This window comes from Streptomyces sp. AHU1 (genome assembly GCF_045343905.1).
Lineage (GTDB): Bacteria > Actinomycetota > Actinomycetes > Streptomycetales > Streptomycetaceae > Streptomyces > Streptomyces triticiradicis.
The window spans coordinates 877,745-894,067 of sequence record NZ_CP174283.1; the positions used below are offsets into that span (position 1 = coordinate 877,745).

General features: G+C 70.2%; 15 protein-coding genes. 7 read left to right on the forward strand and 8 right to left on the reverse strand.

Features of this window, described 5'->3' with window-relative positions:
• Positions 1–110 precede the first annotated feature (110 nt).
• Positions 111–857, forward strand: a complete 747-nt coding sequence (locus ACICHK_RS04130; protein ID WP_406835721.1) for a phosphotransferase family protein — start codon at positions 111–113, stop codon at positions 855–857.
• 42 nt (positions 858–899) lie between these two features.
• Here the strand turns inward: ACICHK_RS04130 and ACICHK_RS04135 are convergent, their stop codons facing one another.
• A complete protein-coding gene (locus ACICHK_RS04135; RefSeq protein WP_406835722.1) occupies positions 900–1,679 on the reverse strand; it encodes an alpha/beta hydrolase in 780 nt (259 codons plus the stop codon).
• Between the two features lie 155 nt (positions 1,680–1,834).
• Here ACICHK_RS04135 and ACICHK_RS04140 point away from each other — a divergent pair, with 155 nt between their 5' ends.
• Positions 1,835–2,239 (forward strand): hypothetical protein, encoded by a 405-nt coding sequence (locus tag ACICHK_RS04140; protein WP_406835723.1) that lies wholly within the window; start codon positions 1,835–1,837, stop codon positions 2,237–2,239.
• 7 nt (positions 2,240–2,246) lie between these two features.
• On the opposite strand, the gene ACICHK_RS04145 is transcribed toward ACICHK_RS04140, so the two are convergent.
• Together ACICHK_RS04145 and ACICHK_RS04150 are read right to left on the reverse strand one after the other, a co-directional pair.
• The gene (locus tag ACICHK_RS04145; RefSeq protein WP_406835724.1) at positions 2,247–2,543 is read right to left on the reverse strand and encodes a hypothetical protein; all 297 of its coding nucleotides are present in this window, start codon (positions 2,541–2,543) and stop codon (positions 2,247–2,249) included.
• 158 nt (positions 2,544–2,701) lie between these two features.
• Positions 2,702–3,247: a hypothetical protein gene (locus tag ACICHK_RS04150; RefSeq protein ID WP_406835725.1), complete on the reverse strand. Its 546-nt coding sequence runs from the start codon at positions 3,245–3,247 to the stop codon at positions 2,702–2,704.
• A gap of 1,318 nt (positions 3,248–4,565) precedes the next feature.
• On the opposite strand from ACICHK_RS04150, the gene ACICHK_RS04155 reads away from it, so the two are divergent.
• Positions 4,566–5,897: a lanthionine synthetase LanC family protein gene (locus ACICHK_RS04155; RefSeq protein WP_406835726.1), complete on the forward strand. Its 1,332-nt coding sequence runs from the start codon at positions 4,566–4,568 to the stop codon at positions 5,895–5,897.
• A gap of 144 nt (positions 5,898–6,041) precedes the next feature.
• Here ACICHK_RS04155 and ACICHK_RS04160 read toward each other — a convergent pair whose 3' ends face one another.
• Positions 6,042–7,124: a hypothetical protein gene (locus tag ACICHK_RS04160; protein WP_406835727.1), complete on the reverse strand. Its 1,083-nt coding sequence runs from the start codon at positions 7,122–7,124 to the stop codon at positions 6,042–6,044.
• Positions 7,125–7,634: 510 nt separating this feature from the next.
• Between ACICHK_RS04160 and ACICHK_RS04165 the strand changes: the two genes are divergently transcribed.
• The 4 genes from ACICHK_RS04165 to ACICHK_RS04180 all read left to right on the forward strand — a co-directional run bounded on the left by ACICHK_RS04165 (position 7,635) and on the right by ACICHK_RS04180 (position 11,501).
• Positions 7,635–7,889: a hypothetical protein gene (locus ACICHK_RS04165; RefSeq protein ID WP_406835728.1), complete on the forward strand. Its 255-nt coding sequence runs from the start codon at positions 7,635–7,637 to the stop codon at positions 7,887–7,889.
• Positions 7,890–8,167: 278 nt separating this feature from the next.
• Positions 8,168–8,797 (forward strand): hypothetical protein, encoded by a 630-nt coding sequence (locus tag ACICHK_RS04170; protein ID WP_406835729.1) that lies wholly within the window; start codon positions 8,168–8,170, stop codon positions 8,795–8,797.
• A gap of 203 nt (positions 8,798–9,000) precedes the next feature.
• Entirely contained in the window at positions 9,001–10,506 is a 1,506-nt protein-coding gene (locus ACICHK_RS04175; protein WP_406835730.1) for a PepSY-associated TM helix domain-containing protein, read from the forward strand.
• Positions 10,507–10,862: 356 nt separating this feature from the next.
• Positions 10,863–11,501: an SMI1/KNR4 family protein gene (locus tag ACICHK_RS04180; RefSeq protein ID WP_406835731.1), complete on the forward strand. Its 639-nt coding sequence runs from the start codon at positions 10,863–10,865 to the stop codon at positions 11,499–11,501.
• A gap of 42 nt (positions 11,502–11,543) precedes the next feature.
• Here ACICHK_RS04180 and ACICHK_RS04185 read toward each other — a convergent pair whose 3' ends face one another.
• From ACICHK_RS04185 to ACICHK_RS04200, 4 genes are all read right to left on the reverse strand, one after another.
• The gene (locus tag ACICHK_RS04185; RefSeq protein ID WP_406835732.1) at positions 11,544–12,668 is read right to left on the reverse strand and encodes a serine hydrolase domain-containing protein; all 1,125 of its coding nucleotides are present in this window, start codon (positions 12,666–12,668) and stop codon (positions 11,544–11,546) included.
• 89 nt (positions 12,669–12,757) lie between these two features.
• Positions 12,758–13,879, reverse strand: a complete 1,122-nt coding sequence (locus tag ACICHK_RS04190; protein ID WP_406835733.1) for a sensor histidine kinase — start codon at positions 13,877–13,879, stop codon at positions 12,758–12,760.
• On the reverse strand, positions 13,876–14,535 hold the full coding sequence (locus tag ACICHK_RS04195) for a response regulator (RefSeq protein WP_406835734.1): 660 nt from the start codon (positions 14,533–14,535) through the stop codon (positions 13,876–13,878). The genes ACICHK_RS04190 and ACICHK_RS04195 overlap by 4 nt, the downstream gene beginning before the upstream one ends.
• Positions 14,536–14,680: 145 nt before the next feature.
• A complete protein-coding gene (locus ACICHK_RS04200; protein ID WP_406835735.1) occupies positions 14,681–15,907 on the reverse strand; it encodes a VWA domain-containing protein in 1,227 nt (408 codons plus the stop codon).
• Positions 15,908–16,323: the final 416 nt, after the last annotated feature.

A 16,323-nucleotide genomic window follows, 5' to 3' on the forward strand; every position in this document is an offset into this window, starting at 1 on the left:
GGGGAATGGTGTCGCGCACGAGGCCGCCGAGCGGCGGGGCGCGGTCGGCCGCTTCATCGCACGCGACGAACCCGGCGACGTCGGCGGCCGTCCCCGGGATACTGGTCGCCGTGGATGAGGTCGAGGTCGTCGTCGCCCATTCCGAGCGCGCGACCCTGCGCGTCGGCGACGTGTTCCTGAAGGTGGACGCCGATCAGGCGCGCGTCGACGCCGAGGTCGAGGCGATGGCCCTGGCGCCGGTCCCGACCCCGGAGGTCCTGTGGCGCGAGCCGCCCGTGCTCGCGATCGCCGCGCTCCCGGGGACGACGCTCGGGCGTCTCGGCGAACCGTCGACCGCGTCGCCGACGGCGTGGGCCGCGGCGGGCGCCGCCATCCGGAAGCTGCACGACGCGCCGTTGCCGCCCCGGCAGGGCCAGGCCGGCCGGAGCATCGTCGCTCTGACGGCGGAACTCGACGACGAGTGCGAGCGGCTCGTGACGAACGGCGTCCTGCCCGCCGACCTGGTCGCCCGCAACCGCCAGGTCGCCGAGGCCGCGCTCCGGCCGTGGACCCCGGCGTTCACGCACGGCGACCTGCAGATCGCGCACGTCTTCGTCGACGGCGACGAGGTCACGGGCATCATCGACTGGTCCGAGGCGGGCCGGGGTGACGCCCTGTACGACCTCGCCACCTTCACGCTCGGACACGAAGAGCACCTCGACGACGTCATCGCCGGCTACGGCACCGGCGTCGACCTCGACGTGATCCACGCGTGGTGGTCGTTGCGTAGCCTGCTGATAGTTCGCTGGCTGATCGAGCACGGCTTCGACCCCTTCGCGCCGGGCTGTGAGGTCGACGTGCTCAGATCCCGGATGTGAGGCCGCGCGGGCCGGACTGCCACGTATGCGTTCACCGTCGTGTCACGCAGCGCCGATCAGCTCGACGTGTTCCGGATCGGACCCGACGGGGGCATCGGCACCACCGCCTGGAACCCCCGGCTCGACGTTCACCGGCATACGGCGCGAGCGGTGGATGGCCTGAGGCCGCGGTAGCTCCTTGTGCCTGCCCGCGTTGGCGTGCAGGGTCTTCTCCTTCGAGGCGAAGGCGTTGAACAGCGAGAGGCCGGCCTCGCGCGGGATGTGCTCGTCGTCCCACTGCAGGTCGAACTCGATCGGGATGGTGATCTGCTTCGCCTTCTCGGCCAGGACGTCGGGCCAGTGCTGACCGAAGACCGCGGCCGTGATCCTGGGTTCGGCTGCCACGAACGGTATTCCGATCGCGGTGCCCATGTTGATGCCCCAGTGGCCGACCGGCCCGTCGGTGCCGATCTCCGGAAGTTCCTGGACAGCGTTCAGAGTCGCCTGCCACTCGGGCACGGCGAGCTCGGCCAGGTGGGCGTTGTAGCGGACGGTGATCGGGCCTTCCGGCTCGCCCGCCGCCCTCGCCCGGAACAGTTCGGCGATCTCTTTCTCGTCGTGTGCCGTGCGCGGCCGGTAGCCGTGACCCGGTGCGTCGATGACGGCGACGTGGAAGCCGCAGCCGTTCACGAGGAGCTGGGCGCGGCCCGCCATCTCGGGGTGCTTCATGTGGTTGCCGCCGCCGTGGCCCATCAGGATCAGAGGCGTACGACCGGCTGTGCCGGATGCGGGCGACCAGAGGACACCGGGAACCTCGCCCATGGTGAAATCGCGTTCGACCATGCCCTTGGAGGACGACCGGACCCGTCTGCCACCACCTCCGCACCTCCACGATCTGGATCAACGACCTCCTGAGGACAACTGGTTGATCACTACGCCCCACAGGTCCTGGTGCCGCAGCAGGCAACGTTCGCCCTGTCGGCGGGTACTGTGCCGACGTGGCCGACGAGAAGGACAGCGGGAACGGCTCGATCCAGCGACGTCCACGGGACCTGGTGTGGGATCTGGTGGTGGAGACCGTCTTGCTGGAACTCGACGGCCTCGCTCTCTTCGGGGTTTTCACCCTGCCCGACTCCGACACGTTGGCTACGGGCCTGATCGTGACCGGGCCTGCGGTCTGGCCCGCAGTCGAGCTGTACCGTGCGGGGCCGCCCCGACGGGCTGCCGTCGTCGCCGCTGTCCTTGCGCTGGCAACGGTGACACTGCTCGTGGCCGCAGCAGTGAACTGGGCCCTTCCGGCGTCGGCCGACTCGGAGGCCGGCATCTTCATCGGCTGCCTTGTCGCGATACCCGTCGGCGCGGCTGTGTTCGCGTGGCGCCTCAACAGGGCGAACGTTGCCTGATGCGGCACTAGAGGCCGCGTAGCGCCTGGTGCAGGTCGCCGTAGGCGGTCCAGCAGTCGATGCTGCCGTCGTCGTACAGGCTGCCCATGTACCAGTCGTCATCATCGACAGGCTTCACGAGACACAGGCCCTGAAACCCGAGAACGATCTCCGGGCGTGGCATCTCGTAGGCCTCGCCGACGCCGACGCCGACGCCGACCCACTTCACCGACCGATCGGGATCCAGGGCGGCAGCCTCTCGGTCCCCCGATACATCGCGGATCTGCTGGAGGGTCCATCCTCGGGGTAGTCGCGCGTCGGCCATCCATGGATGGTCCCACTTGCTCTGGCCGGACAGGGCCGGGCGGTTCCCCTGGGAAGAGGGAACGGACGAGCCCTGCCGCGCGGGACAACCACTGCTCTGGATTCCCAAGGACGAGACCACCGGCCCGTGGACCGACATCACGTGAGACCGGTGGAGCCTCAGTGGCCGAGTCGACTCGTGTCGGTGTCCACCGCTCCCCGCTGTTCCCCGTCCGTTCCGGCACGGCCGTGGCACACGCTGTGAGCTTGGATCGTGCGCCAGACGCCGGTCTCGACGCGCTCTTGTCCACCGCGTCCTCGGCGTGCCCACTCCCGCAGTCTTCCGACAGCGCGCTCCTTGCGGGGACGGGTTGCCGAGGATTCGCCGCCGGGATCCGTCATGAACGCCACCAGAGGGGTCCAACGCCTGCGTCCGTTGCGAGCCGTCCACCTCACCGCGGGGAAGTCCGTGATCTCCGTGATGCGCTCCCGGTCGATCACCCGCGTGCGCAGGTAGCCACGGACCGTGATCCGCGCATGCTCGCACGTCGTACCGAGTCGGTGTCCCCGGACCGCCAGGACGACGAACCCGATCACGGACAGACCGGCCGCGAGCCTCGGCACCCCGCCATCGGCCTGCGCCGCGTACGCGATACCGACAACTGCCGGAAGGATTCCGAGGCTGCTGTTCGCCAGACGGTTGAGGGCCGATGGCGATAGCTCCATGGTGTTCCTCGGATGGTCATGACTGTCGGCGCAGCTTACAGTCGGCGCTCGGGCACGTCATGAGCACCAGCCTGGAGGAGTGGAACTGCGGGGCCGTGCAGCGGTCCGGCCGCGTCCTGGCTTCAGGTATGCCTCCCCAGGTACCCGCTGCCCCCTGCAGAAGTCTCGGGCGCCTGTGGTGCGAGCTGTCCTGCCCCGCCTCTGGCGACGCACACCATCACCTGTCCGGTCCGCAACAGATCAAGGACGCAGCCGACGCTCAACCACCAATAGAGGGCTGCGAATACGCGCGCGGAAGCTGCCGAACTTATGAAAATTGCGGCAAAAGGGCGAGAGCAAGGAAATTGAGCGTCAGTAGCGGCCAGCCTGAATCCGTTTTTGCTCGATTCAGTTTCTGCCAGGTCGTTCTCGGCATTCGAGCCGGGTGCGGGCTGAAGCCGCGCCTGATCTTGCCCACGAAAGATCGCTGTGTCATGGGGCACATGAAATCCCAAGCGCTGTCCTCATCGCCAGAGGTCAGTCCCGTCGCGCCCGCTGGGATCCATCGTCAGGATGTCTTCGTGCAGACCCGACAGGGCCCGCCCGGTCGCAGAGCCATCCCTAGCAGTACGAATCGCGCGAGCTGCGGAAGGTCCTCCATGACCTCCGACTGGATCAGGTCGAGAGGATCAGTCACGCCGAGGGCACTGAACTGGGCACGCAGCGACTCCGCGGCAGCCTTCCGCGGCGCGTCCAGGCTGTCCAGCCACTCCTGCCACGCCGGTCGGGGATCACTTATCGCAACAGCATGCCCTACCGTCGCGAGACGGGACCATCGACGCATCCGTCTCGGCCGACCTACCAGACACCGTGGTTCACGGAACCGCGGCCAGAGCCGTGAAAATCACCGGTTCCGCCCTCCCCACCCCACTCCACTCCATTGCGACGTCGACAAGGGTGGCGGGCAAGCCTGGTCGGTGACATACCCACCCTGGTGATTGTGCGGTTCTCCCCCGACACCGCGGAGCACGGCTGACAACAGGCCGCCGGGGGCCCTTCGGGTTTCTCGGACGCGCGGACACGCCCTGGATCCCTGGCCGACGAGGAAGATCCCGCCGTCCCCGAGGACATCGCCCAGGGTCGGCCTCACCGGGCCCCGCAACGCCGCGGTCAGGCGCTGGAAGCGTTCGGCACCCGGGGGAACACAGGGTCGACGTAGCTGTCATCACCTGTTGGAACTGCAGTGCCCGGCAACGGGCTTCACTCTGAAGCGATCAGGAGGCCGCAGTCCCCGCACTCGCGATCCCCTGGCCTTTTCGGGCGGATGTATCGTCGCCGGGTGGCGACGAGCGAGGCGTACAAGCAGCTGGGCGAGGCGGCGTGGTCGTGGGTGCTGGACCAGGTGCGCGAGGACGAGGGCCCGTGGCTCCCGGAGACGGTGCCCGGGGACGGCCGGGCCGTGACACCGGCGAAGGACCGCGACTCGCTGTACTCGGGGATCGCGGGCCTGGCACCGGTGGTGGCGGAGATCGCGCAACACCGTGAGCCGACCGAGCGGGAGCGGGTCCTGGCCGACGGGATCGTGACCAGGTTGTCGGCAGAGGCCGAAGGACGTGTCGAGCCGTCGTTGTACGACGGGCTGGCCGGTGACGGCACGGCACTGCGTCTGCTCGCGCCGGGCACGGAATCCGTCGCCCTGCGGCGGCTGCACGATCTGACGACCTCCGACGGCTGGAGGACGACCCTGGAGTTCGAACCGGACTCCGACGCCCCGCTGAACGACATCATCATGGGTACCGCAGGCATCGTCATGACGGCGGTCTGGGCCGGGGGAGACGTCGCGGACGCGATCGCGACGACGGGGTGCGAGGCGCTGCTCCGTACGGCGGACCGCACGGAAGCGGGCCTGGACTGGGGCATCGCGGCGAGTACGCCGTGGCGGGCGCCCAACTACTCCCACGGCACCGCCGGAGTGGCCGCCGCGCTGGCCGTGGCGGGCGCGGCGCTCGACCGTGACGACTTCGTCGAGGCGGCGGTCGAGGGCACCCGGCACGTCCTGTCGGTGGGTGTGTTCGACGACGGCGGGTTCGTCGTACCGCACACCATCCCGCCGTCGAAACGAGAGGTGGAGCCCCTCACCTACACCTGGTGTCACGGCCCGGCGGGAACCTCGCATCTGTTCTCGGCGCTGTCGCACGCCGGCGTCACGGAGGTGGCCGGGTTCCAGGTCGACGAGCTGCGTCGGCGTTGCCTGACCTCCCTCCTCACGTCGGGCATCCCCGAGCGGCTGCGCCCCGGGTTCTGGGACAACGACGGCCGGTGCTGCGGCACGGCGGGGGTCGGCGACGTGCTCCTGGACGCCGCACAGGACTACGCGGGCACGGACTGGGCGGAGACGCTTCTGCGCGGGGCCCGCACCATGGGCGACGCGCTTGTGGAGCGGGCGATCCAGGACGAGTCAGGTGCCCGCTGGCGCTTTGTGGAGTACCGGAACGACGAGCCCCTGCTGCCGCCCGGCACCGCGTGGATGCAGGGAGCGTCGGGCATCGCGGCCTATCTCCTGCGCCTCGGCCGGTTCATCGAGACAGGTCCGAAGGCTCTTGTGGTGGACCGGCCGGATCAGTGGTGGGCCGTGCCCGACGACGTGCGCTCGACCACTCGAAAGATCTGATGCCGGCCGACGGGCGACCATGTGAGCGTCTCCGAACCGAAGCGCCCGGAGGGCGGCAGCCACGAGGCGCATCGGCCCGAGCCGACACCGGAATGAAGGCTCTGCCTCACCCGACGTCGGAGGGTCTGTGACAGGCCGGACAGCTCATTGGATCAGGTCGGTGTGCGGATGCTCGGGAGAGGTCGGGCAGACGTAGATCTGCATGTTGTCGGTGCTGCCGACTTCGACCTTGGTCGGCTGCGAGGGGCACTGGCCACAGCAGCTCCCGACGGTGTTGGCGGCGTAGGCGGCGGCCTGGTCTTCGTGAGGTGCCCAGCTGTGTCCCTCACCGCCGTCCCATTCGTAGGAGGCGATGGTCAGCAGCGGGACCATCTGCACATCACAGACCGTGCAGTAGCGGGGGTTGGGGTCGGTGCGGCCCCACGGAGGCCAGCCGCCGACCTTCCAGCCGGGAGCGTCGGCCAGATGGACGTCATAGAAGTCCCGCGGACAGTCCGCGTAGGAGCTGTCCACACCGGCGCCAGCTGCCTGCCACCTGCCCCAGTCCTCCACCATCAGCCGCATCTGCGGGCTCAGATCGAGGCTGTCGGGATACTCGGTGATCGCTTCCGGTGCCAGCACGCACGGCTCCGGCAGATAGCCCTCACAGTTCACCTCGAACGGCTCGGGCGGCGTGGCGAGGATGTCGACGACCTCGGCGGCGGACCGCCAGAACAGTGCGGTCGACGGCTTGTGATCCGGATCGTGGTCGTAGGGGCACCACAGGACCTGGAGCAGATCGGCCTGTCCGGGCGGCCGCAGCAGGGGTATGTCGCGCAGGTACAGCTGGGCCACGGGCAGCAGGGGGACCGGGCAGTCCGCGGGCTGCGGGCCGGCGGCGAATCGCTCCGCGAGCCTCGCGGCGTTCCGCTCCTTGACCGCCGCTTCCTCGGGCGTTGTCCCAGGACCGCCGTGATCGCCGTGCCACCGGACCCTCATGCACCTCAAGAGCCGCACGTCGTCCGGCGATTGGCGGAACCCACTGTCCACGTGCAGGTGCGAGGCCTCGCAGTGCGGCCACGGCTCATCGGCCGGCCACAGCAACGGCCCCCCGACCGAGCTCTCCCCGACCGAAGGCGACCCGGGACGCGGGTGCAGCCGAATCACAGGACGCGCCAACGGCGCCAGCTCGGGAAAGACCGCGGTCACGTCCACGGGCCGCGGCGGAGTAGTACGTACGAAAACCATGCCGGTGATCCTGCCACCAGCCACCGACAACCCCTGACCGCCTCAACCAGCTTCGGTGGCACCGGTGTTCAGTGTGCTGGTCACTGCCGTGCACAAGGCCGAGCTTCGCCGGTGCCCCACGGACGCACGCTCAGCGGCGGCCGGTTCCAGGTCCCCGCCCGCTGGTAGCCTCTGCACGCGCTGACCAGCGCGGCCGTCCGGAATCGATCCCGCGGCCCCGTTCTTCGAAAGAGTGACGTGATCAAGCGGGTGCACACGACCGCCGGAGTGGTTACGGCGGCAGTCATGGCCTTGTCCGGATGCAGTGCCACGGAGCCGGGCGAAGCGAAGTCCGCTCCACGGCCTGCGCCAACGGCAAGGTCCGGCAGCGCGGTCGGCACCCCCGCTGCCGGCTCCGGGCCGAGTACCGGTGAAAGCGGCGGCACGCGGCGTTCACGGCCGACCGGGCGTCCCACCCCCACGGCGTCCCCCTCCGTCACCGCCACCCGGCCCCTGAAGGACGCCACCGCCGTGCTCACCCACTGCGCGGACACCGACGACCCGTACGTGACCGTCGAAGTCAGGAATCCGAACGGGCGCGAGGGCACCTTCGCGGTGAAGATCAGATACAAGAACGCGCAGGGCTTCGCCATGAGTGAGTCCTACGACCAGGTGTCGGTGCCGGCCAAGAGCACGGAGAGGGTGCGGGTGGCCGTTGCCGGCATGGGACCCGTGGACGCGATCGATCGCTGTGAGGTCGATCCCCGGGCCGGCGCCGTGCAGTGACGGTCCGTCGAACAGGCGCTCCCGAATGAGGTCGGTGACCGTCGGGCTCCTCGTGGGCCCAGCCGCCGTCACCCGCACCGGAGTTCTCGGTCTCCCGACCTCTCGACCACGGCGAATGTGACGTGAACTACACCGGGATTCAAGGCAATTGCTGCGAGATGTTCAGGCCGCGTCCCGCCACGCCTATCGGGTGATTCCGGTCATCCGGTCGTCCGCACGCCGGACGTGCTTCGATGCGCTGCGGTGATGCCGGGGGACGGCTGGCATGATGGCTGACCATGTCATCCGGACTCGTTTTCCGTCTTGCGCGCGCCGCGGTGTTCGCCGCCGTGTGCGTGACGGTGACGAGTCTCGGCCACGCCCTGATGTCCCAGGGGGTGCCGGCCCGGGCGGTGGGACACGGGTTCGCTGCCACGACCGCGGGGGCCTGGTGGCTCGCCGGGCGCCGCGAGCGCGGTGTGCTGGCGGTGACCGGCTCCACGGTGGCGGCGCAGTTCGCTCTGCACAGGTGGTTCGACTTCGCCCAAGCCTCCGCCGGCCCTCCCGCCATGCCCTGTTCCGGGGCCGGGATGGTTCATGACGCGTCGTCAGCGATGGGCGCCATGCCCATGGACGGCCCGATGACGAGTCACTGGTCCCTGGGCATGGTCGCGGCGCACTCCCTGGCCGCGGTGCTGTGCGGACTGTGGCTGTGGCGTGGCGAGGCCGCCGTCTTCCGTGCCGGCCGTGCGCTGGCGGTGTCCGTCTTCGCTCCGCTGCGCCGGGCCGAACGGATCCGTTCCGTCTGCCAGTTGCCGCCCCCTGTACGTCCGGCACGGTTCTTCGTGCCGGTGCTCCCGGTGCGTGGTGTGCTCCTGCGGCACGACATCGCACGCCGTGGTCCCCCGATGCCCGCAGTCTGCTGCTGACCGTCCGTCCCGCCCACCGGTGGTGACGGGCGCAGTCCGGCGTGCCCTCTTCGACGGCACTTCCCACAACGGCCGTATCTCGTCGAGCCGTTCCCGGAAAGTGGTCCGCCGCGCACGCCGTGCCGCCGCTTCCCGGCGGATCGACCTGCCGACTTCACTCGCACCCGCGTCGCCGACGCCGGGTGCCCATTGGGGATGCATCCATGCCTTCCATTCAGGAACAAAAACCACAAAACGATCTCGAGGCCGCCGACACGGTTCTCGACGAGACCCCTGCCACCGCGGCCCCCGACGCCGCGGCCCCCGGCGCAGCGGCCGCCGACACGCGGCCGGTCCGCTCATGGCGGGGCGTGCGGGCGCTGCTGGTACGACTGCACTTCTACGCCGGGGTGTTCGTCGCCCCCTTCCTGCTCGTGGCCGCCCTGACCGGGCTGGCCTACACGTTCACCCCGCAACTGGACGATCTGGTCTACGGCGACGTGCTGCACGTGGAGCAGTCCGGCCGGCAGCCGCGCCCGCTGGCCGAGCAGATCTCCGCGGCCCGCGCCGCCCATCCGGAGGGCACCCTGGCCTCCGTGACCACTCCGCCCGGCCCGGGGGACACCACACGGGTGGTGCTGTCCGTGCCGGAACTGGGCGAGAAGCAGCGCACCGTGTTCGTCGACCCGTACACCGCCGAGGTCAAGGGTGAACTGACCACCTGGTGGGGCTCGACCCCGCTCACCACGTGGCTGGACGACCTGCACCGCAACCTCCACCTCGGTGAGACCGGACGCCTGTACTCCGAGGTCGCCGCCAGCTGGCTGTGGGTGCTCGTCGCCGGCGGACTCGTCCTGTGGCTGGGACGTGCCCGTGGACAGCGCGCCAGGTCCGCGCGCGGTGTTCTGCTGCCGGACCGGTCCGCCCGGGGTGTCCGCCGCACCCGCGGCTGGCACGCCGCCACCGGTGTGTGGATCGCCCTCGGCCTGCTGTTCCTCAGCGCGACCGGCCTGACCTGGTCCCACTACGCCGGCGACCGGTTCGGACAGCTCCTGGACACGGTCAAGGGACACGCCCCCGAACTCGACACCGCGCTTCCCGGCGCCAAGGCCACCGACGGCGGCGAGCACGCGGGACACGCCGGACACCACACCGGCCAGGACGCGGCATCGGCCGACCCCGCCGCCTTCGACACCGTTCTCTCCGTGGCCCGCCACAACGGCCTGGGCGGCAAGGTCGTACTGACCCCGCCCGCCGACCCCGCGAGCGCCTGGACCGTCGCCCAGGACGACCCCAGCTGGCCCGTCCACTACGACAAGGTCGCCGTCGACGCCGCGAAGGGCGAGGTCACCGCCGAGACCCGCTGGGCCGACTACCCCGCCCTGGCCAAGCTCACCAAGCTCGGCGTCCAGGGGCACATGGGGCGGCTCTTCGGCATCGCCAACCAGATCCTCCTCGCCGTCATCGCCCTGGGCCTGACCTTCATCGTCCTGTGGGGCTACCGGATGTGGTGGCAGCGCCGCCCCACCCGCGAGGACCGCACGACCCGTCTCGGCAAGGTCCCGGCACGCGGCACCTGGCGCACCCTGCCCCTGCCCGTCCTGATCCTCGGCGTCCCCGCCGTCGCCGCCCTCGGCTGGGCGCTGCCCGTCCTCGGCATCACCCTCCTCGCGTTCCTCGTCCTCGACATCGCGACCGGACTCATCCGCAAGGCCCGTACCACGGCGTGACGCCACCCGGCCGAAACCCTGCCGGAGCATAAAACGAGCGAAGGCCCGGGCCACGGAGAACATCTCCGGGCCCGGGCCTTCGGCGCACCGCGTTCCCTGGTGGCCGCGGTGACGCCTGCGCCTCGCAGTGGAGTGCGGTGGCTGAACGATCGGCGCGCCCTCTCCTGCGGGAACACGCAGATGGCGGTGTGGTGGTCGTAGCCGCAGGCGTGCGTCGCGCCGTCGATGCGTGAGGCGTAGGGGACGTCGGCCAGTTCCCGTACGGGCAGGGCGTCCATGGTGCCCCGCAGCAGGACCACCGGGCCGCGGCGGCCGCCCGGGAGCTCGCCGTCAGTGCGACCGTCTATGTTCAGCGGATGACACAGATAGATCTTCCTGCGTTCGAGCATGAGTGGATTCGGTTTGAGTCGTGGCTCCGTTCGAACTCGCCCGCCGATCACGCCATGCTGCGAAGGCCGGCGGAGCGCGAGCGGCTCGTCGAGCTGGAGTCGCGACTCGGCTTCGACCTGCATCCGGAGCTCAAGGCACTGCTGCAGCAGCATGACGGAGCCGCTGAATCCATTGTCGCTCCTGGCTCCCGCAGACGTCTTCCCGCTGGTGCTTTTCTTCCCTTGGGACACCGCCTCAGCGGCGTGGACGACATCGTGATGATGTACGACGTGCTCGTGGACATCGGCAAGGACAACATCGATGCCGACCTGTGGGAGGACGATGAACTGGCCGTGAATCTGTCTTACTCCGTGCCGTTCGCGCTTCCCAACGATGGCGGGGTTGCCTTTGTCGATCACCGCCCCGGACCCTCATACGGTCACGTGTATGAGATGGGCGTCGGATCCGGGGACCTGGACGGAACCCTGTGGGCAACCAGCCTGACACAGCTTTTTCGAACCCTGACCGATGCTTTGGAATCCGACGGCCCGTTCCTCCACTACTGGCCCACACCCTACGAAGACGAGTCAGGCCACCGTTGCCTGGAGTGGCAGATCCGAACCTGACGCGGTCGCCCTGCTGGCGCGGTTCCGCCGCCTCGGCGCGGGTCACCGCAGATCCCGGATCAGCCTTCCCAGGGTCGCGTCCACCCTGTCCTCGTCGAACTCCTCCGAACCCACCAGCAGTGTCACCGACCGCGAGCCGTTCCCGGTGACGGCGTTGCGAAGCTTGTGCCCGGTCTCCATGAAGCCGCTGTGGCCCCAGGTCACGAGCCCATCCTTCTCGTAGCGCTCGACGCCCAGGCCGTATCGGCCGCCCTCTCCGTCGGGCACGGTCCGCTTCATCTCGGCCAGTTGGGCCGGGGGCAGCAGTCGGCCACCCATCAGAGCGGTCCAGAAGACGGTCACGTCCGCTGCGGTGGAGACCAGCGCGCCGGAGGCGTCGGAGCCGGAGACGTTCCAGTCGGTCCGGTCGCGCAGCCTTCCGCCGCGTTCGACGTAGGCCCGCAGGGCCGGTGACGGGAGCGTGGTGCGGTCGCCGGGCCAGGAGGTGTGTCGCAGGCCGAGGGGGCCGGTGATCCGCCGCTGGATCTCGGTGGCGATGCTGTGACCGGTGACTTCGGTGACGATCAGGCCGGCCAGGTTGTAGTTGGTGTTGGAGTACGAGAAGCCGGAGGCGGGCCGGTCCGTGGGCGGGGGGAGCTCGAGGGCCTGCCGGACCGTCCACAGGGGCTCGAAGTGCTCCCAGCGATGGGCTGTCTCGTCTTCCCAGTACGGAGCGTCCAGGTAATCGGGCAAGCCGCTGGTGTGCTGCAGGAGCTGACGTACGGTGATGCGGCGGCCGTCGTAGTGCCTGGAGCGGATGAGGCCGGGCAGGTAGTGGTCGACGCTGTCGTCGAGCCGGATCCGGCCCTCGGCGGTGAGTTGCAGGACCACGGTGGCCACCCATGCCTTGGTGTCGCTGGCGATCCGGCTGTGCTCGTCGCCGGTGACCGGGCGGCCGGTACGGAGGTCGGCCAGGCCGACACCGCCCTTCCAGGCACCGCAGCGTGGGCTCTCGATCGCCACGCTGATGCCCGAGGCCCCGGCGCCGCGCAGTGACTTCAGTGCCGACCGGAGCGGCCGGGTGTCGCACCGCGGGGTGGTGACGGTGGCGGAGACCGCGGGGGCGACCAGCACAGAGGCCGAGATTGCCAGGGTCAGGGCCACGGCCAGGTTCTTCCTGCGTCGCATGAAGTCCTTCTCCTCAGAAGGTCGGAATCGGGCTGTCCGTCGCCACGATCTCCGTCCCGACGGGGCGACCGGTACCCGCCGGGCCACGTTCAGTTCCCCGCCGACCGGCGGGTTCCGTAGGGAATCCGCATCCGCACCCGGTATCCCCCGTCCGCGACCGGTCCGGCTTCCAGGACGCCGCCCAGCGTCTCGGCGCGTTCCCGCAGGCCTGTCAGGCCGTGCCCCGAGCCGGGCAGCGGCAGTACGGGACGGGTGGCGGGCGCGTTGGTGACGGTCACGCCGCAGGCGTCGGGGTCGTGCCACAGGCGTACGGCCGCGGTGGCGCCGGGTGCGTGCTTACGGATGTTGGTGAGGGCTTCCTGGACGCAGCGGTAGACCGCGCGCTGCGCCGGGGCGCCGAGGTCCGCGGGCAGGGCTCCGGTCAGCTCGGCCTCGATACCGCCTGCCGCGACGAGCCGGTCGAGGTCGGTGAGGGTCGGCTGTGGGGTGAGCTCCGTCGCACGGCCGCCGGAGACACGCAACAGAGCGACCATGTGACGCAGTTCGTCGAGGGTGTCCACGCTCAGCGCCCGGATCGTGCGGGCGCCCTCCCGGGTGCCGGGGTCCTTGGCCGCCACCTGGAGCGCACCGGCCTGCACGGCGATCAGGCTGACCTGGTGCGAGACGACGTCATGCATCTCACGGGCCAGTTGGGCGCGTTCGCGGGCGAGGACCCTCTGGGCGTGCAGCAGTCGCTCGTGCTCGCGGACCTCCTCGATCTCGGCGAGGCGGCGGCGCAGGTCCCGGCGGGCCTGGACGAGCTGGCCCAGCAGGACGGGTGAGGCGGCGGTGGCCAGGGTGTAGAAGAAGTTGACGGCGGTCCAGGTCCGCTCCCCCGAGAAGACCTCGCCCGGCGGCCAGGGCAGAACGGCGGCGAGCGCGAACAGCAGCGCGCACAGTGTCGGCGAACGGCGGCCGCGAGCACGCTCGGCGAGCGTGAACAGCGCGGCGGACGGGGCGAACACGAGGTCCAGCACGAGGGTGGCGGGGAGGGTGAGCAGAAAGACCGCGAGGGGGAAGCGGCGGCGTACGACCAGCACGGCACAGGCCAGCACGGCCAGGACGACCGTGACCGGTGGGGCGCCGCCCCCGTCCCACAGCGCCACCGCCGCGTCGGCGGCGGCGACCGCGACCACCAGCGCGTCGACACCCCACGACCGCACGGCGGTCACCGCCTCGTCCCCCGGTCCATGAGCAAGCCGGCTCGCTGGGCCAGCAGCGCGGCCTGCACCCGGCTGCCCACCCGCAGTTTGCCGAGGATCGTGCTCACATGGTCCTTCACCGTGCTCGGGCTCAGGTGAACGCGGGCTCCGATCTCCCCGTTCGACAGTCCCTCGGCGACCAGGACGAGAACCTGACGCTCCCGCTCGGTGAGTCGCCCGACCCTGGCCACGTCCTCGTCCGCCTCCGGGTGCCCCCGCAGCACCGCGTGCGACGCCTTGGGCGACAGCACCACGCCGCCCGCGGCGAGCGTGCGCACCAGCTGCGCCAGCTGTTCCGGCTCGGTGTCCTTCAGCAGGAAGCCGGCCGCGCCGCTGCGCAGCGCCGTCAGCACGTACTCGTCGGTGTCGAACGTGGTCAGCATGGCCACCACGGGCGGCTCGGGCAGTGCCCGCACGGCACGCAGCACGGTCAGCCCGTCGACGTCCGGCATCCGGATGTCGAGCAGCAACACGTCCGGGCGCTCACGGCGCACCGCCTCGACCGCCTCCGCGCCCGCCGCGGTCGCGACGACCCGGACGTCGTCGGAGACGCTCAGGATCAACTCGAACCCGGAACGGACGAGCGCCTCGTCGTCCACGACCACCACACGAATCACTCGGGACATCCGCCGAGGCTACGCCGCCGCGCCCGGAGCGCGGCGGCACAGCAGCCGGTCGGCGGGACGGCACCCGCCGACCGGCGGGGGTCGAGTCCACCGGGGCACGCGTCGCGCCCGCCGAGGCGGATGCGCAAGCGACGCGTCCTGATCTCTAGGCCGAGGAGCCGATCCAGGTGGCGAAGGCTTGGACGAGACCGGTGTAGAACCGGTCGTCCGGTACCGAGCCCGGGTTCTTGCCGGCGTCGTAGAAGGCGACGTTGGTGAAGGTGGCCGACGCGGAGGCGTTGAGGTTCTTGTAGAAGGCGAGCTTGCCCCGGCCGAAGCCGACGAACAGCCAGAACACCCCGAGCGAGGCGGTGTTCTGCAGCAGGGAGCGGATCTCGGCCTTGTCACAGGGTTCGTCGCCGACCTGGGTCACGATGAAGGCGGGGTCGGCTGCTCCGGATTCCTGGTAGTGACCCACGGCGCGACGCATCGACGCGGCGACGTCGCCCCAGCCCCAGTCGATCTGGGTGTGCAGCCGGCCGATGCGGCCGCGGTAGTTGTCCAGCCTGATCTCCTCCAGGAACGGCTGGTCCTGGCTGGAGAAGATCACGGGAACGGTGCCGTCGTCGTCGAGGTTCGCCGACAGTGCCAGGATCCGCTCGGCGAAGGCCTGCACCGCGAACGACTCGTACAACTGCTCCATGTGCCAGTCGTGGTCGAGAATCAGGTACACCGCGGCCCGCCGCTCCGCGATCCCGCGGTCGGCGAGGGCTTGGCCTGCCTGACGTACGGGCGCCGCCAAGCCGGGTGCCCGTCGCTCGACCTTCGCCAGATCGATCGCAGACCGTCCCGGTCCCGGTGCCAGGGCTGTTGGGCCCGGCACACGCGCGACGGGGGCGGCGGGCTGCTCGGGTTCGACGTCGACGCCGTAGTCGGTGGCCAGTCCCGCCAGGCCGGAGGCGTAGCCCTGTCCCACGGCACGCACTTTCCAGCCGCCGCTGCGGCGGTACAGCTCTGCCAGGACCACGACGGTCTCCCCGGAGGTGAAGTCCGGTGCGGTGAACGACAGGTCCGGGGATCCGGCCTGGGTCACCGTCAGCTGCGGCGCCCGCGTGAAAACGGCCCCCGGCTGCTGCGGATCGGCACTCGCCGCGATCACCACGCGGTCCACGCTCTGCGGCACACGAGCCAGGTCGGCGGTGACCGCCGAACCGGCGATCGACACCGCGTCCTGGACCGGGTGGTTGTAGAAGACCAGGTCGTCGTCGCCACGCACCTTGCCGTCCGCTCCCAGAAGCAGCGCCGACACGTCCGCGGCCAGTCCCGGAACCGACACCGACAACACCACCGGCCTCACGGCCAGTGCCGCGTTCTCCCCCTTGCACAGCGACATCGCCTGCACCTCAGCCCCCTTGATCGCCGGGAGGGAACGCTAGACCTCCCGCACCCGACCGACGGCAATTTCGGGCAAAGCCCACTCCATCGACACCGGCGTCCTGTAGTAGCGGTACGCGCCCAGCAGCCGGACCCCGCCCTGCGGTGCCGACAGAGTTCGACTCAGGAACCGGGATCGGCGAAACTCGCTTCCGCTGCGGTACCGGTCAGACCCAGCGTGCCCTTTCCACGCCCAAGGCTTCCGCCGGGAAGGCCGCCCGACAGGCGACGCGCCGGTGTTTCCTCACCGGGGGCAGGACTTTCGTCCGTAATCGCGCTGTGGGAAGGTTGCGGGCCCGATCCGCACGAAACGCGACATCGGAGCCTGGCCAGCCGACTGGAGCGAGCGCTCTCGGCCCTTCGCACGGGCCAAGA

What these genes read in the sequence shown, in the direction of transcription:
- ACICHK_RS04135 (WP_406835722.1), bottom strand. Translation starts at nt 1,679, where the DNA reads ATGGTCGAACGCGATTTCACCATGGGCGAGGTTCCCGGTGTCCTCTGG.
- ACICHK_RS04145 (WP_406835724.1), bottom strand. Translation starts at nt 2,543, where the DNA reads ATGGCCGACGCGCGACTACCCCGAGGATGGACCCTCCAGCAGATCCGC.
- ACICHK_RS04150 (WP_406835725.1), bottom strand. Translation starts at nt 3,247, where the DNA reads ATGGAGCTATCGCCATCGGCCCTCAACCGTCTGGCGAACAGCAGCCTC.
- ACICHK_RS04160 (WP_406835727.1), bottom strand. Translation starts at nt 7,124, where the DNA reads ATGGTTTTCGTACGTACTACTCCGCCGCGGCCCGTGGACGTGACCGCG.
- ACICHK_RS04170 (WP_406835729.1), top strand. Translation starts at nt 8,168, where the DNA reads ATGTCATCCGGACTCGTTTTCCGTCTTGCGCGCGCCGCGGTGTTCGCC.
- ACICHK_RS04175 (WP_406835730.1), top strand. Translation starts at nt 9,001, where the DNA reads ATGCCTTCCATTCAGGAACAAAAACCACAAAACGATCTCGAGGCCGCC.
- ACICHK_RS04180 (WP_406835731.1), top strand. Translation starts at nt 10,863, where the DNA reads ATGACACAGATAGATCTTCCTGCGTTCGAGCATGAGTGGATTCGGTTT.
- ACICHK_RS04185 (WP_406835732.1), bottom strand. Translation starts at nt 12,668, where the DNA reads ATGCGACGCAGGAAGAACCTGGCCGTGGCCCTGACCCTGGCAATCTCG.
- ACICHK_RS04195 (WP_406835734.1), bottom strand. Translation starts at nt 14,535, where the DNA reads ATGTCCCGAGTGATTCGTGTGGTGGTCGTGGACGACGAGGCGCTCGTC.
- ACICHK_RS04200 (WP_406835735.1), bottom strand. Translation starts at nt 15,907, where the DNA reads ATGTCGCTGTGCAAGGGGGAGAACGCGGCACTGGCCGTGAGGCCGGTG.